This window comes from Pseudomonas arcuscaelestis, assembly GCF_016881005.1.
Taxonomy (GTDB): Bacteria; Pseudomonadota; Gammaproteobacteria; order Pseudomonadales; family Pseudomonadaceae; genus Aquipseudomonas; species Aquipseudomonas arcuscaelestis.
In genome coordinates this window covers 104356-120702 of record NZ_JACOPV010000017.1, presented here as the reverse complement: position 1 = coordinate 120702, position 16347 = coordinate 104356, and the positions used below count along the sequence as shown (strand labels likewise).

Genomic DNA, 16347 nt, shown 5'->3' with positions numbered 1-16347 from the left:
GCCCCGCGATACACTCAATAATCGTCTTTATCGAACCGACGCGCTTCACGCTGGAGCTGATAGACAAAGGTTTCGATCTTGCGCTGCATTTGCCCGTTCAGGTTGTGAAAGCGCACACCGGCGAACGTGGTGTTGAAGCGCTCTTCAAAATGCAGGTGGCGCAGCTCGACTTCCACCTGGGACAAGCCCAGCGGAGCGCCGGAAGCGAATTTTTCGTACACCTGACCCAGTTGCAGGCATTCTTCGACGTTGCCTTCAAAGCGCAGCTTGCAACCTGTGGCGGAAATATCCAGCAGTTTGCCACGCAACTCGCCATTGCCCTTGAGCTTGTCACCATCGAGCTTGATGTCGACCAGTTGCGACAGCTTCAAGGCGGCACGGAAGGCATTGCGGCGTTGGTGATAGGCCACTTCGGTGGGCAGCTCCCCGTGATAGCAGCGATGACCGTTGGCTTCGCTGATGCTCAAGGGGGTGTTGCATTCCCAGGCGATGCGTACGCCCTCATGAAAACCCTCGATCCGGAACGGTTCACCGTTTTCAAGGTAGCGTTCACCATCGCGGGGGACCATTTCATCGAGTCCCAGGCGGTTGTTTTCGCGGTCGACCTCGACGACATAGCTCTGGAAGCGCTGGCTACGTTCATGGAAGGTAATGATCAGCGGGTCATGGCTCTCTTGCAGCGACCGCAAGTTGGCGGCAATTTCCAAAGGCGTACGAAGTACCTTCGGAGGCTGCGGAGCTTCTGCTTCATTGAACACGGGTAATCAATCTCCAGGCAAGACGGCACACGCAAGTAACGGCATTTTGCCAGTATGTTCTATGGCTTGATATAGGCAATCAAGCCTGGCTGAGCGCTCGTGGCTTGGCAAGGGGTGAGGTCGATCCACGCGCATCGTAAAGCGATGGTGATTCGCCGCCCATGAGGATTTTGATCTGATTGGCTGTGGTGCTTTGCTGGAGTTGTATCGCGCGACCATTGCGCTCGTTGACAGCCTGGCAGTCGGCAAGCAGTTTGCCCAACACGTCCAACTGCTGCAGGAGCAATTCACCTATTTGCGACTGGCTGGCCAGTTGTTGAACGCCGGCGCGATCCTGACTCAAGCCGAGGCTTGCAAGCAGTTCGCTGCGGCGCCGTCCTTGCTGATCAAGAAGGATTACCAGCGATTGTTTGCGCGCCAGGATGTCCTCCAGCAGCGGCATGTCACGGCCGTGCAGGGCAGTCGACTCAGCCTGAAGCAATTCAAGCAATTGTTGCGCTGGGGCAAGGTCGTCTTCGATCAATTGCAGCAAGGTAGTGTCGTGCATGGCTGGCTCTTTGGTTCAAGCGTCCTGAAGTCAGCGCGCCAGAGGCTAGCGCTGGGCTTCGAAATTAAGCAGTTTGCTGGCGACGCGATTGCTGTCGACCTGGTAGCTACCGTCGGCGATGGCCTGTTTCAACTCCGCCACTCGGGCGCTGTTGACAACCGGCTGGTCGCGCAGCTTATCGCTGACCTTTTGCAACTGCTGGGCCTCGTGGCTCAGGTGTACGGTTTCCCCGCTGGTGCTGCTGGTGGCGACAGGGTCGGCCTTGGCTGCAGCGGTGCCGGTGCTTTCCTGGCTATTGCCAGGGCGCGCGCCGGTAACCGACGGGGAGTTATTCAAACGACTGAAGTCGATGACCATGATCAGAAAACCTCTGGGTATATGGACGCTTGCCTTGTTTTCGGCCAACCCGGAAAAAACTTTAGACGCAATTGTTCCACATCATGCGCAGTGCATTTTGGGCACCCAATAGGACACAGTTTAGGAAAAGCAGTTCCTGATCGCCAGCCTTCGTCGTTGTTTGCTCGCTTACATCGCTACTTCGACCTGGCCTGGCCCGGTAACCCTGGCCTTGATCACTCGTTTGGAATTCAGATTGCGTACTCGAATTTGCTCGCTCTGGCCGCCTTTACTCAGGGCTTCGCCCGGCATGCGCACGCTCAAGGTGCCGCTGCGAGCGGTAATAACCACCTGGTCACCTTTGCGGATCACTTCGGCCTGTTCCAGGTGTTGAGGCGTCAGCACCTGATCCATGACCGTTGGTCGGATTACCTTGAGGCCGATGGCCTGATCCAGACTACTCAAGAAACCCTGGTTGAGCAGCCCTACGTCGCGCTCGCGCAGGTTGACGTCCTGCTCACTGATAATGCTCTCACGCTTTAACGGGCGCACTACCGTCACGACATTGCGAAAAAGACGTACCTGGGCGGGCACGAACACCGTCCAAGGTGAGCTACCTTCGCAACGAACCCTTATTGTCACGCGACCTATGGGCTGCGCCGGGCTTTCCAGGCTGGCATCCAGTTGGCGGTCGCACAGCGGCATGCGCAGGCGTGGGTCGAGGTTGTTGACCTGGATCTCGTAGCGTCCCTCGGTCTGGCTGCTGGCCAAGTAGTCTTCCACGGTGAATTCAAGAAACCCTTGGGTGACGCCGATAAGTTGTTCAGGCAGGGTGAAAGTGTCAGCCAAGAGTCGACCGCCAGGTGCCAGCAGGCACAGCGCAGCCAAATAGCTGGGCAGCAGGCGAGTCAGGCGTCGGGAAAATGGCGTTTTCATGTTCATACGATTGAAATAGCAAAGCGCGTGCCGAGACTGGGTACGAAGTTCGAAGCGTTTGGTGAAGGAGTCTGGCATGGCTGGTGTAATGGATTCGGTGAACCAGCGCACGCAACTGGTGGGGCAGAATCGCCTGGAGCTGCTGTTGTTTCGCCTCAATGGCGAGCAGCTCTATGGGATCAACGTATTCAAGGTGCGGGAGGTGCTGCAGTGCCCACCCTTGACCGTGATGCCCAAGTCCAATCCGGTAGTGCGCGGTGTAGCGAATATTCGTGGGGCAACCATCCCGATCCTCGATCTGGCGATGGCGACCGGTATGCCCGGTCTGAGTGAAGATGTGCGTAAGAGCTTCGTTATTATCACGGAGTACAACACCAAGACTCAGGGTTTCCTGGTGCACTCGGTGGAGCGCATTGTCAACATGAACTGGGAAGAGATCCATCCGCCACCCAAGGGCACCGGTCGCGACCATTACTTGACTGCGGTAACACGGGTCGACAACAAGATGGTCGAGATCATCGACGTGGAGAAAATCCTCGCCGAAGTGGCGCCGACCTCCGAGTCCATCTCTGCTGGCGTGGTCGATGCCGAGGTGCAGGACAAAGCTGTATCGCTGCGTGTGCTGACGGTCGATGATTCGTCCGTGGCGCGCAAGCAGGTCAGTCGCTGCCTGCAGACTGTCGGTGTGGAAGTGGTAGCACTCAACGATGGTCGTCAGGCGCTGCAATACCTGCGCAACCTGGTGGACGAGGGCAAGCGTCCGGAAGAAGAATTCTTGATGATGATCTCCGATATCGAGATGCCGGAGATGGACGGTTACACCCTGACAGCCGAGATTCGCAGCGACCCGCGCATGCAAAAATTGCACATCATCCTGCATACTTCGCTTTCCGGCGTGTTCAACCAGGCGATGGTCAAGAAGGTCGGTGCCGATGATTTCCTGGCCAAGTTCAAGCCGGACGACCTCGCCCAGCGCGTCGTCGATCGCATCAAGGCCACGCACTAACGGCCGCGGGTTCAACCCCTGGCGGTTCACACGATTTAAGAGGCTGTACCATTGTCTACGGGTAATTTGGATTTCGAACAGTTCCGGGTCTTCCTGGAAAAAGCCTGTGGCATCCTGCTGGGCGAAAATAAGCAGTACCTGGTCTCCAGCCGTCTGAACAAGCTGATGGAGCAGCAGGGCATCAAGTCCCTGACCGAACTGGTACAGCGTATTCAGAGCCAGCCGCGAAGTGGTTTGCGCGAGCAGGTGGTAGATGCCATGACCACCAACGAGACCCTGTGGTTTCGCGACACCTATCCCTTCGAAGTACTGAAGAACAAGGTGCTGCCTGAGCAGATCAAGGCCAACCCGGGGCAGCGTCTGCGCATCTGGTCGGCTGCCTGTTCCTCGGGCCAGGAACCGTATTCCATTTCGATGGCGATCGATGAGTTCGAGCGCAGCAGCATTGGTCAGTTGAAGATGGGCGCGCAAATCGTTGCCACCGATCTGTCGGGAACCATGCTCACCAACTGCAAGTCGGGTGAGTACGACAGCCTGGCCATTGCTCGCGGTTTGTCCCAGGAGCGCCTGCAGCGCTACTTCGACGTCAAGGCGCCTGGTCGCTGGGCGGTGAAGGCACCGATTCGCAGTCGCGTGGAGTTCCGTTCGTTCAACTTGCTCGACAGTTACGCGAGCCTGGGTAAGTTCGACATCGTGTTCTGCCGCAACGTGCTGATCTATTTCTCGGCACAGGTCAAAAAAGACATCCTGCTGCGCATCCACAGCACGCTCAAGCCGGGCGGCTACTTGTTCCTTGGCGCCTCGGAAGCCCTCAACGGCTTGCCGGATCACTATCAAATGGTCCAGTGCAGCCCTGGCATCATTTACCAGGCCAAATAAACACGTCCCCTGTGGGCGTAGGCATTGCCGCTTTGCTGGCGCCCGGCGGTAATCCTTTGCCGCTTTTCTGGCATTGCCGCCAGTGGAAAAGCACTAAAAGCCCCGTATTTACGGGGTTTTGCTTTTTGGCATGGCTCTTGCTCTAGCTCAGTCAACGAAAAACCTTCGAAGGTTTCCCAGACATGAGCATCAGTTTCGACAAAGCGCTCGGCATTCACGAAAAGGCATTGGGCTTTCGCGCCCAGCGTGCCGAAGTGCTGGCCAACAACATCGCTAATGCCGACACGCCAAACTACAAGGCGCGCGACCTGGACTTTGCATCGGTCCTCGCCGCCCAGGCCGAGAAGACCAGCAAAGGCCACTTTGCATTGGATCGTACCAACACCCGCCACATCGAGGCTGAAGGCCTGAGCATGGGTGACGAGACTCTGCAGTACCGCACGCCAATGCAGCCGTCGATCGATCAGAACACTGTCGATGCCCAGCTCGAGCAATCGAGCTATGCGCAAAATGCCGTGGGTTTCCAGGCCAGCTTCACGCTGCTCAACAGTAAATTCAAAGGGCTGGTATCGGCCCTGCGCGGAGAGTAAGTCATGTCCCTCGCCAGTGTATTCAACATTGCCGGTAGCGGCATGAGTGCCCAGACCACGCGTCTGAATACCGTCGCTTCGAACATTGCCAACGCCGAGACGGTCTCTTCGAGCATTGATCAGACCTACCGTGCCCGTCATCCGGTTTTTGCTACCACCTTCCAGCAAGCGCAGGGCGGTGTGGGTCAGTCGCTGTTCCAGGATCAGGGCGAGGCAGGCCAAGGTGTTCAGGTGCTCGGCGTGGTTGAGGATCAAAGCAACCTTGAGGCGCGCTACGAACCCAACCATCCAGCAGCGAACAAAGACGGTTACGTGTACTACCCGAACGTCAACGTGGTCGAGGAAATGGCCGACATGATCTCTGCCAGTCGCTCGTTCCAGACCAATGCCGAGCTGATGAATACGGCCAAGACCATGATGCAGAAGGTCCTGACCCTGGGTCAGTGATAAAAGGACTAAGCCAATGGCAACCGTTAACGATCCAACCGCTGGTGTAAACCTGAACGACGTGCTCAAGGCGTCGGTGAAGAAGTCTGGTGAGACCAATGGCAGTGGCATTGCGTCGGCAACCAACAGCAAGACCGGCAATCAGGCGCTGGGCAAGGATGCGTTCCTGCAGTTGCTGGTTACCCAGATGCGTAACCAGAACCCGCTGGACCCGCAGGACAACAGCGAGTTTGTTGCCCAGTTGGCTCAATTCAGCAGCCTGGAGGGTATCACCTCGCTCAATGAGTCGGTGACTGCGATCTCTGGCAACTACAAGTCGTCCCAAGCGCTGCAGGCCTCGTCCCTGGTCGGTCGCTCAGTGATCGTTCAGACGGATAAGGCCGTGGTCGATACCACCAAGAGCTTCAACGGTTCGGTGGTTGTGCCGCAATCGTTGAGCAATGCCACCGTCACCATCACTGACAAAGATGGGAAGGTGGTCAAAACCATCGATCTGGGCGAGCAGAAGGCTGGTAATGCCGCGTTCGTCTGGGATGGCACCAACGACAAGGGTGAGAAAGTCGACCCGGGTACTTACAGCTTCGCCGCCAAGACCACCATTGATGGTAAGCAACTGGATATGTACACCCTGCTGCCGGCAACGGTCAGCAGCGTCACAATCAGTCAGACCGGCGGCGAGATGATGCTCAATCTTGCTGGCCTGGGCAGCATCGCGCTGTCCAAAGTCCAAACTATCGGTATATAGAGCCGGCTAACGCGGCACAAGGAGTGAAAGATGTCATTCAATATCGGCCTTAGCGGTCTCTATGCAGCCAATAAACAACTGGACGTGACCGGCAACAACATTGCCAACGTTGCAACCACCGGTTTCAAATCGTCGCGCGCCGAATTCGCCGATGTCTATTCTGCGAACAAGCTGGGTGTTGGTAGTCAGACCGTGGGTAACGGTGTTCGTCTGGCTTCGGTATCGCAGCAGTTCACCAACGGTGAAATCACCAATACCGGCAACGTGTTGGATATGGGTATTCAGGGGCAGGGCTTTTTTGTCCTGAGCGATAACGGCTCGCTCAGCTATAGTCGCGCCGGTGCCTTCCAGACCAGCAAGGACAACTACGTGGTCACCGCTGACGGCCTGCGTCTGCGTGGCTACGGCGTGGATGGGAATGGCAAGATCATCAACGGTGTACTGACCGACTTGAAGATCGATACATCGGCGCTGGCACCAAAGTCCACAACTTCCATCGATCAGGGCATTAACCTGAACTCGTCGGACAAGGTTATTCCGTCAACCACCAAGTTTGATCCAACCGACGACTCTACGTGGAACAAGACCTTCGCTACCAAGATCTATGACAGTCAGGGTAACGAGCACGTCATGGATCAGTATTATGTAAAGACTGATACCAACGAGTGGAAATCCTACACCCTGATCGATGGTCGCAATCCGCTCGATCCTTCCCAGGAGCCACCAGAGCCTCTGGAGGGTACTATCAGCTTCAAGCCCGATGGTAGCGTCGATACCATGACAGCTGGTGCGGCTGGTTCTGGTTACGAAGTGGTGAACAAGGTCTTCAAACTGACCGGCTGGGTGCCTGCCACTGTTACTGATGCCACTGCGAAGCCGCCGGTATGGGGTTCCAATGGTTCTGAAGCCAGTGCCAGTGGTATTGCCATCGATATGACTCAAACCACTTCCTATAACACCCCGACTACGCGTCTGTCGCAGAGTCAGGATGGTTATGCGACCGGCATCCTGTCGAGTCTGAGTATCGACTCCAGTGGCGTCATGTTTGCCAGCTTCAGCAACCAGCAGTCGCGCGCCATTGGTCAGGTTGCCATTGCATCCTTCGCCAATGAGCAGGGCTTGCAGCCTATGGGTGGAACGCGCTGGACCGAGACTTACTCCTCGGGTATCCCGGGTATCGACGCGCCTAAGACCGGTACTTTGGGCGCTATCGCCTCTAACTCGCTGGAGGCGTCGAACGTCAACCTGACCAACGAGTTGGTCGAGTTGATCAAGGCGCAGAGTAATTATCAGGCAAACGCCAAAACCATCTCCACCCAGAGCACCATCATGCAGACCATCATCCAGATGGCCTGATGTCAGTGTGATTGGCTGATTGTGGATAGACCCCTTTTTCGGAAGGGGTCTTTTATTTCAAGGGTGTCGATCATGTTGCGGCGATTGATGTTGGCGTTGTTTACGACATTGCTGGTGGCGCAGGTCAAGGCTGATGCTGCGCCGTGGTATCGCTGGGAAAGCCAGGTTGATGGGCGCCTGGTTTGCGCGCAGTTTTCACCGGGGGAAGGTTGGAAGCGTTTTGCCGGCCCTTTCAATAACCCCGGATGCCGCGACTATTGAGTCTTGCCGCTTGCGGCAAGTTGGCGCCGTAAACTCGACAGCGTTTTATGTTCTTGCTTCGAGGGTGGCGGTGTAAGTCCTTGCCTGCCGGGGCTTTTAGCCACTTCTGCAAAGTTGGTTTGAAACTTGCTTTATCACTGGCAAAGCAGCGGCGAGCGGCAAGTGTTCGTCAGCGCAGGGGAGAAATGCTGTGGATAAGATGCTGTACGTGGCCATGACCGGTGCCAGCCAGAACGCATTGGCGCAAAAGGCCCATGCCAACAACTTGGCGAACATTTCCACCACCGGTTTTCAGCGTGACCTGGAGCAGGCGCGTTCGATGCCGGTATTCGGCGACAGCTTTCCGGCGCGAGCCTATGCCATGACCGAGCGCCCTGCGACAGATTTCTCGCCGGGCTCGATGCTGGAGACCGGGCGTGACCTGGATGTGGCTATTGGCGGTGATGGTTTTATCGCCGTGCAAGCACCTGATGGCAGCGAAGCCTATGTACGTACCGCAAGTATGAACATTGATGCTTTGGGTGTTCTGCGTGCTGGCAATGGCATGCCAATCATGGGCAACGGTGGGCCGATTGCCGTGCCGCCTGAGCAGAAGATCGAAGTCGGTGAAGACGGCACCATCAGCATTCGCGCTATGGGCGAGGGGCCACGAGTAATGGCTGAGGTCGATCGGATCAAGATGGTCAATCCCGATCTCAAGACCATGTCCAAAGGGTTGGACGGTTTGATTCATACGGGCAATGGCCAGCCAGCAGTGGCTGACGCCAACGTCAAGCTGGTCTCTGGCTTCCTGGAGACCAGCAATGTCAATGCCGTCGAAGAAATGACTTCGGTGCTGGCGCTGTCCCGTCAATTTGAACTGCACATCAAAATGATGACCACGGCCAAAGAAGGCGATGAAGCCATGGCTCGGGTTTTGCAGATCGGCTAATTACATAGACGTAGCGCCGTAAAACAGGCGCGCGAGGAGAACAGCATGCTTCCGGCTCTTTGGGTCAGTAAAACCGGTCTGTCCGCCCAGGACATGAACCTGACCACCATTTCGAACAACCTGGCCAACGTTTCGACCACCGGCTTCAAGCGTGACCGTGCCGAGTTCCAGGATCTGCTTTACCAGACCCGTCGCCAGGCAGGTGCCCAGTCGACCCAGGACAGCGAGCTGCCCTCGGGCCTGCAGTTGGGTACTGGTGTGCGAATTGTCGGTACGCAGAAAAGCTTCAACGCCGGTAGCCTGCAGACTACCGAGAACCCCCTGGACATGGCTGTCGATGGTCGCGGCTTCTTTCAGATTCTGCAGCCCGACGGTACGCTTTCCTATACGCGTGACGGCACCTTCCACCTGAACTCCGATGGTCAGATCGTCACCGCCAGTGGTTTTGCCCTTGAGCCGGCCATTGTCGTTCCACCCGAAGCGCAGACATTCACCGTAGGCCGTGATGGCACCGTATCGATCACTACTGCGGGCAATCCTGCAGCGCAGGTAATCGGCAATATCCAGACTGCAGACTTCATCAACCCGGCAGGCCTGCAAGCGGTGGGCGGCAACCTGTTCCTGGAAACTGCTGCCAGCGGTGCCCCGGATGTGGGTACGCCGGGTTTGAACGGCTTCGGTGTGGTTCAGCAGCAGACCCTGGAGAACTCCAACGTCAGCACGGTGGAAGAACTGGTCAACATGATCACCACCCAGCGCGCCTATGAAATGAACTCAAAGGTCATTTCCACCGCCGACCAGATGCTCTCGTTCGTTACCCAGAACCTGTAAGTAAAGTCTTCGAGGTCGCTTCAACAGCGCCTGTTACACCGTGAGGTCAGAGTCATGAGTCGTTTGTTCTACGTACTTGCCCTAAGTGGGATCAGCGTGCTGGCCGGCTGCGTTGCGCCGACGCCCAAGCCCAATGATCCGTACTACGCGCCGGTACTGCCGCGTACGCCTTTGCCGGCAGCGGCCAACAACGGCTCTATCTACCAGGCCGGTTTCGACCAGAACCTGTACAGCGATCGCAAGGCCTTCCGGGTTGGTGACATCATCACCATCACCCTCAACGAGCGGACCCAGGCCAGCAAGAATGCCAACTCGCAGATCGCCAAGAACAGCAAGGCCGATATCGGCCTGACGTCGTTGTTCGGCTCTTCGATGACCACCAACAACCCATTCAGTGATGGCGACCTGAGCCTGAGCGCCGGCTACAGTGGCGACCGTGCAACCAAGGGCGATAGCAAAGCCGGGCAGGGCAACAGCCTGACCGGCTCGATCACGGTCACCGTTGCCGATGTGCTGCCCAACGGCATCATCGCTGTACGGGGTGAGAAGTGGCTGACCCTCAACACCGGTGACGAACTGGTGCGGATTGCCGGCATGATTCGCGCCGATGATATCGCCACCGACAACACCGTACCGTCGACCCGTGTAGCCGACGCGCGCATTACCTACTCGGGTACCGGTTCGTTTGCCGATGCCAGCCAGCCCGGTTGGCTCGACCGCTTCTTCATCAGCCCGCTTTGGCCTTTCTAGGTTCGGATGACCATGTTCAACTTCAAGCAGCTGATCACCGCCGCGCTTTTGATGTCTGTTGCGTTTGCCGCACAAGCTGAACGGCTCAAAGATATCGCCAGCATTTCGGGCGTGCGTACCAACCAGCTGATTGGTTACGGCCTGGTGGTGGGGCTTAATGGTACGGGTGACCAAACCACCCAGACGCCGTTCACGTTGCAGACCTTTAACAACATGCTGTCCCAGTTCGGTATCAAGGTGCCGGCAGGTTCGGGTAACGTGCAGCTCAAGAACGTCGCGGCAGTCTCGGTGCATGCCGACCTGCCAGCCTTCTCCAAGCCGGGGCAGGTGGTGGATATCACCGTGTCTTCGATCGGTAACTCCAAGAGTTTGCGTGGTGGTAGCTTGTTGATGACACCACTCAAAGGTATCGATGGCAACGTCTATGCAATCGCTCAGGGTAACCTGGTGGTCGGTGGCTTTGACGCCGAGGGGCGGGACGGTTCGAAAATTACCGTCAACGTGCCGTCGGCTGGACGTATCCCCGGTGGAGCCTCGGTAGAGCGAGCAGTGCCCAGTGGTTTCAATCAAGGCAACAGCTTGACCTTGAATCTCAATCGTCCTGACTTCACCACTGCTAAGCGTGTCGTCGATAAGGTCAATGAGCTGCTCGGTCCAGGCGTCGCTCAGGCGCTGGACGGTGGTTCGGTGCGAGTGAGCGCTCCGCTCGATCCTAGCCAGCGTGTCGATTATTTGTCGATTCTCGAGAACCTGGAAATTGACCCTGGCCAGGCGGTCGCCAAGGTCATCATCAACTCGCGCACCGGCACCATCGTCATTGGTCAGAACGTCAAGGTGTCGCCAGCGGCAGTTACTCACGGCAGCCTGACTGTGACCATCACTGAAGACCCGATCGTCAGTCAGCCTGGGCCGTTCTCCAACGGGCAGACGGCAGTGGTACCTCGCTCGCGGGTAAACGCGGAACAAGAAGCCAAGCCGATGTTCAAGTTTGGCCCCGGCACTACGCTGGATGAAATTGTTCGTGCGGTGAATCAGGTTGGCGCGGCGCCGAGTGACCTGATGGCGATCCTCGAAGCCTTGAAACAAGCCGGCGCGCTCCAAGCCGACTTGATCGTGATCTGAGGGCTGGCGAATGGATATGCCGAAAAACTCGCTAGCCTCCATGGCTGACAGTGGTGCCTACACCGACCTCAATCGACTCAACTCGCTGAAGGTCGGTGACCGCGATAGCGACGCGAACCTGCGCAAGGTGGCTCAGGAATTCGAGTCTTTGTTTCTTAACGAGATGCTCAAGTCGATGCGTTCGGCCAGCGATGTAATCGCCAAGGACAACCCGCTCAATACTGAAACCACCAAGCAATACCAGCAGATGTATGACCAGCAATTGGCAGTGAGCATGTCTCGTGAAGGCGGCGGTATTGGTTTGCAGGATGTGTTGATGCGCCAGCTGTCCAAACAGAAGGCGGCGCCGGTAAACAACAGCCCGTTCCCGCGCTTTGATGTTCAGCCGCGGGCATTGGGCCCGACGGCTGTCGGCGTAGCTGAGCGCGTGCAGGAGACGGCAGTTACGCGTAACGACGTGGCTGCGCTCAACTCCCGGCGCCTGGCGTTACCAGGCAAGCTCACCGACCGTTTGTTGGCGGGCCTGGTTCCAGCCGCAGGTGGACTGCCGGCTACTACCAACGCCGCGCTGATACCCGGGCGCGCAACCCTGGCTGGCGATGCGGTAGTCAAGGGTGACTGGCAGCCAGCACAAGCCTTTGCCGCGCCGGGCAACCTGCGTATTTACGGCCGCGCGATTGCTCAACCACCGTTGGCGCCGGCCAAGCGTGCCTTCAGCTCTTCGGATGATTTTGTCGCCACCATGCTGCCGATGGCAGAGCAGGCCGCCAAGCGTATTGGTATCGACCCACGTTACCTGGTGGCTCAGGCCGCTCTGGAGACGGGCTGGGGCAAGTCGGTCATGCGTCAGGATGACGGGCGCAGCAGCCATAACCTGTTTGGTATCAAGGCGACCGGTAACTGGCAGGGTGACCAGGCGCGAGCGATCACCAGCGAGTTTCGTGATGGTCAGTTCGTCAAGGAGACGGCGGCGTTCCGCTCCTACGACTCCTATCAAGACAGTTTCCATGATCTGGTAAGCCTGTTGCAAAACAACGCTCGCTATAAAGAAGCGGTGAAGGCTGCCGATAAGCCGGAACAGTTTGTACGCGAGCTGCAGCGGGCCGGTTACGCAACCGACCCGGAATACGCGAGCAAAATCTCGCAGATCGCCAAGCAAATGAAATCCTACGAAAGCTACGCAGCGATTGGCACCACTACGCAACTATAAGGTTTGAACCATGGCGAGTTTGATCAACATCGGGATGTCGGGGCTCAACGCCAGTCAGTCGGGCCTGCACACCACGGGTAACAACATTACCAATGCCGATGTCGCCGGTTATTCGCGTCAGCAGAACGTGCAGCGGGCCAATGGCTCTCAGCAAAACGGCAACGTGTTTATCGGTACCGGTACGACCCTGTCCGATGTGCGCCGGGTGTATAACGCCTACCTTGAAAATCAGTTGCGTACCACGACCTCGCTGAACAGTGATGCGGCGGCGTATCTCAATCAGGTTGCGCCGATCGACAGCATGCTGTCCGACGCAGATACCGGTATTACCGGCGCCTTGAAGAGTTTCTTCACTGCCATGCAAAGTGCTGCCGCCAAGCCCAACGAGGATGCTTCGCGTCAGTTGCTGCTGACCAGTGCGCAATCGCTGAGCAAGCGCTTTAACACCATCGCCAACCAGCTCAACGAACAGAACAGCAACATCAATGGCAACCTGTCGTCGATGGCCGATCAGGTCAACAAGTTGTCGGCGACCATCGCCCAGTACAACGACCAGATCTCGCAGATGCAAGGTACCCCGAACGACCTGCTCGACCAGCGCAACGAAGCGGTGCGTCAGTTGTCCCAGCTGGTCGGTACCGAGGTGGTCGAGCGTGAAGGCAATCTGGATATTTACCTGGAGAACGGCCAGCCGTTGGTGATGGGCAAGACCATCAACACCCTGGAGACCGTACCGAGCAAGAACGACCCGACCCGGGTCAGTCTCCAACTCAACCGTGGCACCACGGTTATGGATGTCACTTCCAGTCTCAAGGGTGGCGAAATTGGCGGTCTGCTGCGTTATCGCAGTGAAGTTCTCGATCCCTCGCTCAACGAACTGGGGCGTGTGGCGCTGGTCATGGCTGATCAAATCAACCGTCAGTTGGCCCAGGGGATCGACAAGAACGGCGAGTTCGGTGCCGCCCTGTTCAACAACATCAACAGCCCTGAACTGATCAGCCAGCGCAGCATTGCCAAAGCCGGCAACACCGGTAACGGTATGCTCGATGTGGTCATCAAGGACACCGGCAAGCTGAGCACTAGCGATTACCAAGTGACCTTTACCAGTGCCACCGGCTACAGTGTCAAGAAGCTGCCGGAGGGTACCGACATGGGCACCTTCGACATTGCCGACGACCCGGCGCCGGTGATCGATGGTTTCGCCCTCAAGCTCAATAGCGGTGGCATGAGTGCCGGTGACAGCTTCAAGATCACCCCGACGCGCAATGCCGCCAGCAACCTGGATACCGTACTTACCGATCCCAAACGCCTGGCGCTGGCGTCACCGCTTACCGCCACCAGTGGGTCGGGCAACCAGGGTACCGGCATCATCGGTCAGCCCAATCTGACCTCGTCGATGGACATCTATGATCCGGCCCAGCGCCTGGATCTGCAGAACGGCCTGAAGTATTCGACACCGGTCAAGTTGGTGTTTGGTGATGACAAAGCTAACCCGCAGACCTACAAGCTGATCGATGCCCAGGGCGGTACCCTGGGTGCCGGTACGATCATTCCAGGACAAGCCAACAAACTGCAGTTCTCGGTACCAATGATCGATTCCACCGGGGCACCGATCAACGATGGCAACGGTAACCAGAAAACGTTCACCTTCGAGATGGACGTGTCCGGATCGCCCAAGGAAGGTGACAACTACACTGTGTCCCTGACCGGCCCGGGTTCGGACAACAACCGCAACGGCCAGGCAGTGATCGACCTGCAGACCAAGGGCACTGTTGAAGTCGGCGCCAACGGCAAGGGCATCAGCCTCACCGACGCCTACGGCAAACTGGTGGAGAACGTCGGTGGCAAGACCGCCCAGGCACAGATGGATGTGGACTCAACCACCGCATTGCACACCTCGGCCAAGGCTTCGCGCGATTCGCTGTCGGGCGTCCAACTCGATGAAGAAGCCGGCAACCTGATCAAATATCAGCAGTACTACACGGCCTCGTCGCAGATCATCAAAGCGGCGCAGGAAATCTTCTCCACGCTGATCAATGCCCTTTAAGGAGCGGTAGACCGTGCGTATTTCTACTTCCCAGTTTTACGAAACCAGCTCCTCAAGCTATCAGCGTAATTTTTCCAACGTAGTGAAGACCGGTCAGCAGGCCAGTGACAATATTCGTGTGCGCACGGCTGCTGATGATCCGGTCGGTGCTGCTCGCCTGCTGCAGTTGCAACAGCAGAGCAACCTGCTTGATCAGTTCGGTGGCAACATCACCAGCGTGCGCAATAGCCTGGGTACCGCCGAGGCGACCTTGAACTCCATCACCAACGTGCTGGCCCGGGTCAAGGAACTGGCAGTCGGCGCTGGCAACGGCGGCTATACCGATGCCGACCGTAAAGCCAATGCCCAAGAGCTGACTCAGCTCGAAGAGCAGCTTTACAGTCTGATGAACAGCCGGGATGAAAACGGCAAGTACATTTTCTCCGGTTCGCGTGGCGACACCCCACCTTACGCACGCAACGCTGATGGCACCTATACATACCAAGGCGATCAGAGCACCTTGAATCTGCAGGTGGGTGACATGCTTAGTATGGCCACCAATGAAAGCGGCTACAGCGTATTCGAGCAAGCGCTCAATACCAGTCGCAGCCAGACGACCCTGACCTTTCCGGCCGTGGATGATGGCCGGGTCAGTCTGTCCAACGGCCAGGTGTCCGGTAGCACTCAGTACAATGATCGTTTCCGTGGCGGTGAGCCATACACCATCACCTTCACCAGCAACACCGAATTCAAGATCACTGACGCGGCCAGCAATGACGTGACCCTGGAGGCCACCGGTGGCGGCACCTTCGATTTGAAAAAGGGCGCCAACATCAGCTTCCGCGGTGTCGAAATGCGCCTGGACGTCAACTTGAAGGAAGGCGACGATCCGGATACCGCAATCGCCGGGTACTCGTTCAATCTGGCCTCCAAAGCCGATGATGTCAGCGGTTCGCGAAGCCCTGGCAATTCGTCGTCAGCGCAGATCAATAGTGCCACCATTACTGACAAGTCGGCCTACAGCGACGCGTTCCCGGGTGGTGGTGCGATCATCAAATTCACCAGCGCTACCAACTTTGAGGTCTACGCCCAGCCGATGTTGCCGGATGCCCGTCCTGTGGCCAGTGGTGCCCTGACCGGCACGCCTGCCACCAAGGCCAACATTGCCGGTGTCGACTTTGACTTCTCCGAGCCGCCAGCCGGAGGTGACCAGTTCTCGGTCAAGGTCGATACTCATCAGACCCAGAATATCCTTGATACCATCTCGGCGTTCCGCAAAGCGCTGGAGATGCCGGTTGACACAGACCTGGCATCGCGCCAGAAGTACCAGGCCGCCTTGGAATCGGCGATTGGCAATCTGGAAAGTGGGGCAAATAAAGTTGCCGAGGCCATCAGTTCGATCGGTGCTCGCAGTGCCGCTCTGGATGTTCAGGCGGAAACCAACGAGAGCCTGAAAATGGCCAACACCAAGACCCAGAGTTCGATTCGTGATGCGGACCCTGCTGAAGTACTGGTTCGCTTGAGCCTGCAACAGACGATGCTCCAGGCGTCGCAATTGGCATTCACCAAGATATCCTCGCTGAGCCTTTTCAACCGCCTCTGATACTTCCTCGCGC

18 protein-coding genes are annotated in these 16347 nt (G+C 57.3%); 14 read left to right on the top strand and 4 right to left on the bottom strand.

Features of this window, described 5'->3' with window-relative positions; all coding sequences use genetic code 11:
- Positions 1–14 precede the first annotated feature (14 nt).
- The 4 genes from H8F21_RS24080 to flgA all read right to left on the bottom strand — a co-directional run bounded on the left by H8F21_RS24080 (position 15) and on the right by flgA (position 2583).
- Positions 15–758: a flagellar brake protein gene (locus H8F21_RS24080; RefSeq protein ID WP_203585498.1), complete on the bottom strand. Its 744-nt coding sequence runs from the start codon at positions 756–758 to the stop codon at positions 15–17.
- A gap of 79 nt (positions 759–837) precedes the next feature.
- Positions 838–1305: a flagella synthesis protein FlgN gene (locus H8F21_RS24075; RefSeq protein ID WP_203585497.1), complete on the bottom strand. Its 468-nt coding sequence runs from the start codon at positions 1303–1305 to the stop codon at positions 838–840.
- Between the two features lie 45 nt (positions 1306–1350).
- On the bottom strand, positions 1351–1662 hold the full coding sequence (gene flgM, locus H8F21_RS24070) for a flagellar biosynthesis anti-sigma factor FlgM (protein ID WP_203543963.1): 312 nt from the start codon (positions 1660–1662) through the stop codon (positions 1351–1353).
- Positions 1663–1830: 168 nt separating this feature from the next.
- Entirely contained in the window at positions 1831–2583 is a 753-nt protein-coding gene (gene flgA, locus H8F21_RS24065; RefSeq protein ID WP_203585516.1) for a flagellar basal body P-ring formation chaperone FlgA, read from the bottom strand.
- Between the two features lie 70 nt (positions 2584–2653).
- Between flgA and H8F21_RS24060 the strand changes: the two genes are divergently transcribed.
- From H8F21_RS24060 to H8F21_RS23995, 14 genes are all read left to right on the top strand, one after another.
- Positions 2654–3583, top strand: coding sequence for a chemotaxis protein CheV (locus tag H8F21_RS24060; protein WP_203543962.1), 930 nt, complete (start codon positions 2654–2656; stop codon positions 3581–3583).
- A 51-nt stretch (positions 3584–3634) separates the two neighbouring features.
- Positions 3635–4462: a protein-glutamate O-methyltransferase CheR gene (gene cheR / locus H8F21_RS24055; protein WP_203585496.1), complete on the top strand. Its 828-nt coding sequence runs from the start codon at positions 3635–3637 to the stop codon at positions 4460–4462.
- Positions 4463–4644: 182 nt separating this feature from the next.
- Positions 4645–5052, top strand: coding sequence for a flagellar basal body rod protein FlgB (gene flgB, locus H8F21_RS24050; protein WP_203543961.1), 408 nt, complete (start codon positions 4645–4647; stop codon positions 5050–5052).
- A 3-nt stretch (positions 5053–5055) separates the two neighbouring features.
- Positions 5056–5499: a flagellar basal body rod protein FlgC gene (flgC, locus tag H8F21_RS24045; RefSeq protein ID WP_203585495.1), complete on the top strand. Its 444-nt coding sequence runs from the start codon at positions 5056–5058 to the stop codon at positions 5497–5499.
- A 16-nt stretch (positions 5500–5515) separates the two neighbouring features.
- Positions 5516–6244, top strand: coding sequence for a flagellar hook assembly protein FlgD (gene flgD / locus H8F21_RS24040; protein WP_203585494.1), 729 nt, complete (start codon positions 5516–5518; stop codon positions 6242–6244).
- Between the two features lie 30 nt (positions 6245–6274).
- The gene (gene flgE, locus H8F21_RS24035; protein WP_203585493.1) at positions 6275–7600 is read left to right on the top strand and encodes a flagellar hook protein FlgE; all 1326 of its coding nucleotides are present in this window, start codon (positions 6275–6277) and stop codon (positions 7598–7600) included.
- Between the two features lie 72 nt (positions 7601–7672).
- Positions 7673–7861: a hypothetical protein gene (locus tag H8F21_RS24030; RefSeq protein WP_203585492.1), complete on the top strand. Its 189-nt coding sequence runs from the start codon at positions 7673–7675 to the stop codon at positions 7859–7861.
- Between the two features lie 190 nt (positions 7862–8051).
- Positions 8052–8792, top strand: coding sequence for a flagellar basal body rod protein FlgF (locus H8F21_RS24025; protein WP_203585491.1), 741 nt, complete (start codon positions 8052–8054; stop codon positions 8790–8792).
- Between the two features lie 45 nt (positions 8793–8837).
- Positions 8838–9623 (top strand): flagellar basal-body rod protein FlgG, encoded by a 786-nt coding sequence (flgG, locus tag H8F21_RS24020; RefSeq protein ID WP_203585490.1) that lies wholly within the window; start codon positions 8838–8840, stop codon positions 9621–9623.
- Between the two features lie 54 nt (positions 9624–9677).
- Positions 9678–10373, top strand: a complete 696-nt coding sequence (flgH, locus tag H8F21_RS24015) for a flagellar basal body L-ring protein FlgH (protein WP_203543958.1) — start codon at positions 9678–9680, stop codon at positions 10371–10373.
- A 12-nt stretch (positions 10374–10385) separates the two neighbouring features.
- Complete coding sequence (locus tag H8F21_RS24010; RefSeq protein ID WP_203585489.1) at positions 10386–11495, top strand: flagellar basal body P-ring protein FlgI; 1110 nt, start codon at positions 10386–10388, stop codon at positions 11493–11495.
- Positions 11496–11511: 16 nt separating this feature from the next.
- A complete protein-coding gene (gene flgJ / locus H8F21_RS24005; protein WP_413243048.1) occupies positions 11512–12705 on the top strand; it encodes a flagellar assembly peptidoglycan hydrolase FlgJ in 1194 nt (397 codons plus the stop codon).
- 10 nt (positions 12706–12715) lie between these two features.
- A complete protein-coding gene (gene flgK, locus H8F21_RS24000) occupies positions 12716–14752 on the top strand; it encodes a flagellar hook-associated protein FlgK (protein WP_203585487.1) in 2037 nt (678 codons plus the stop codon).
- Positions 14753–14765: 13 nt separating this feature from the next.
- The gene (locus tag H8F21_RS23995; RefSeq protein ID WP_203585486.1) at positions 14766–16334 is read left to right on the top strand and encodes a flagellar hook-associated protein 3; all 1569 of its coding nucleotides are present in this window, start codon (positions 14766–14768) and stop codon (positions 16332–16334) included.
- Positions 16335–16347 lie beyond the last annotated feature (13 nt).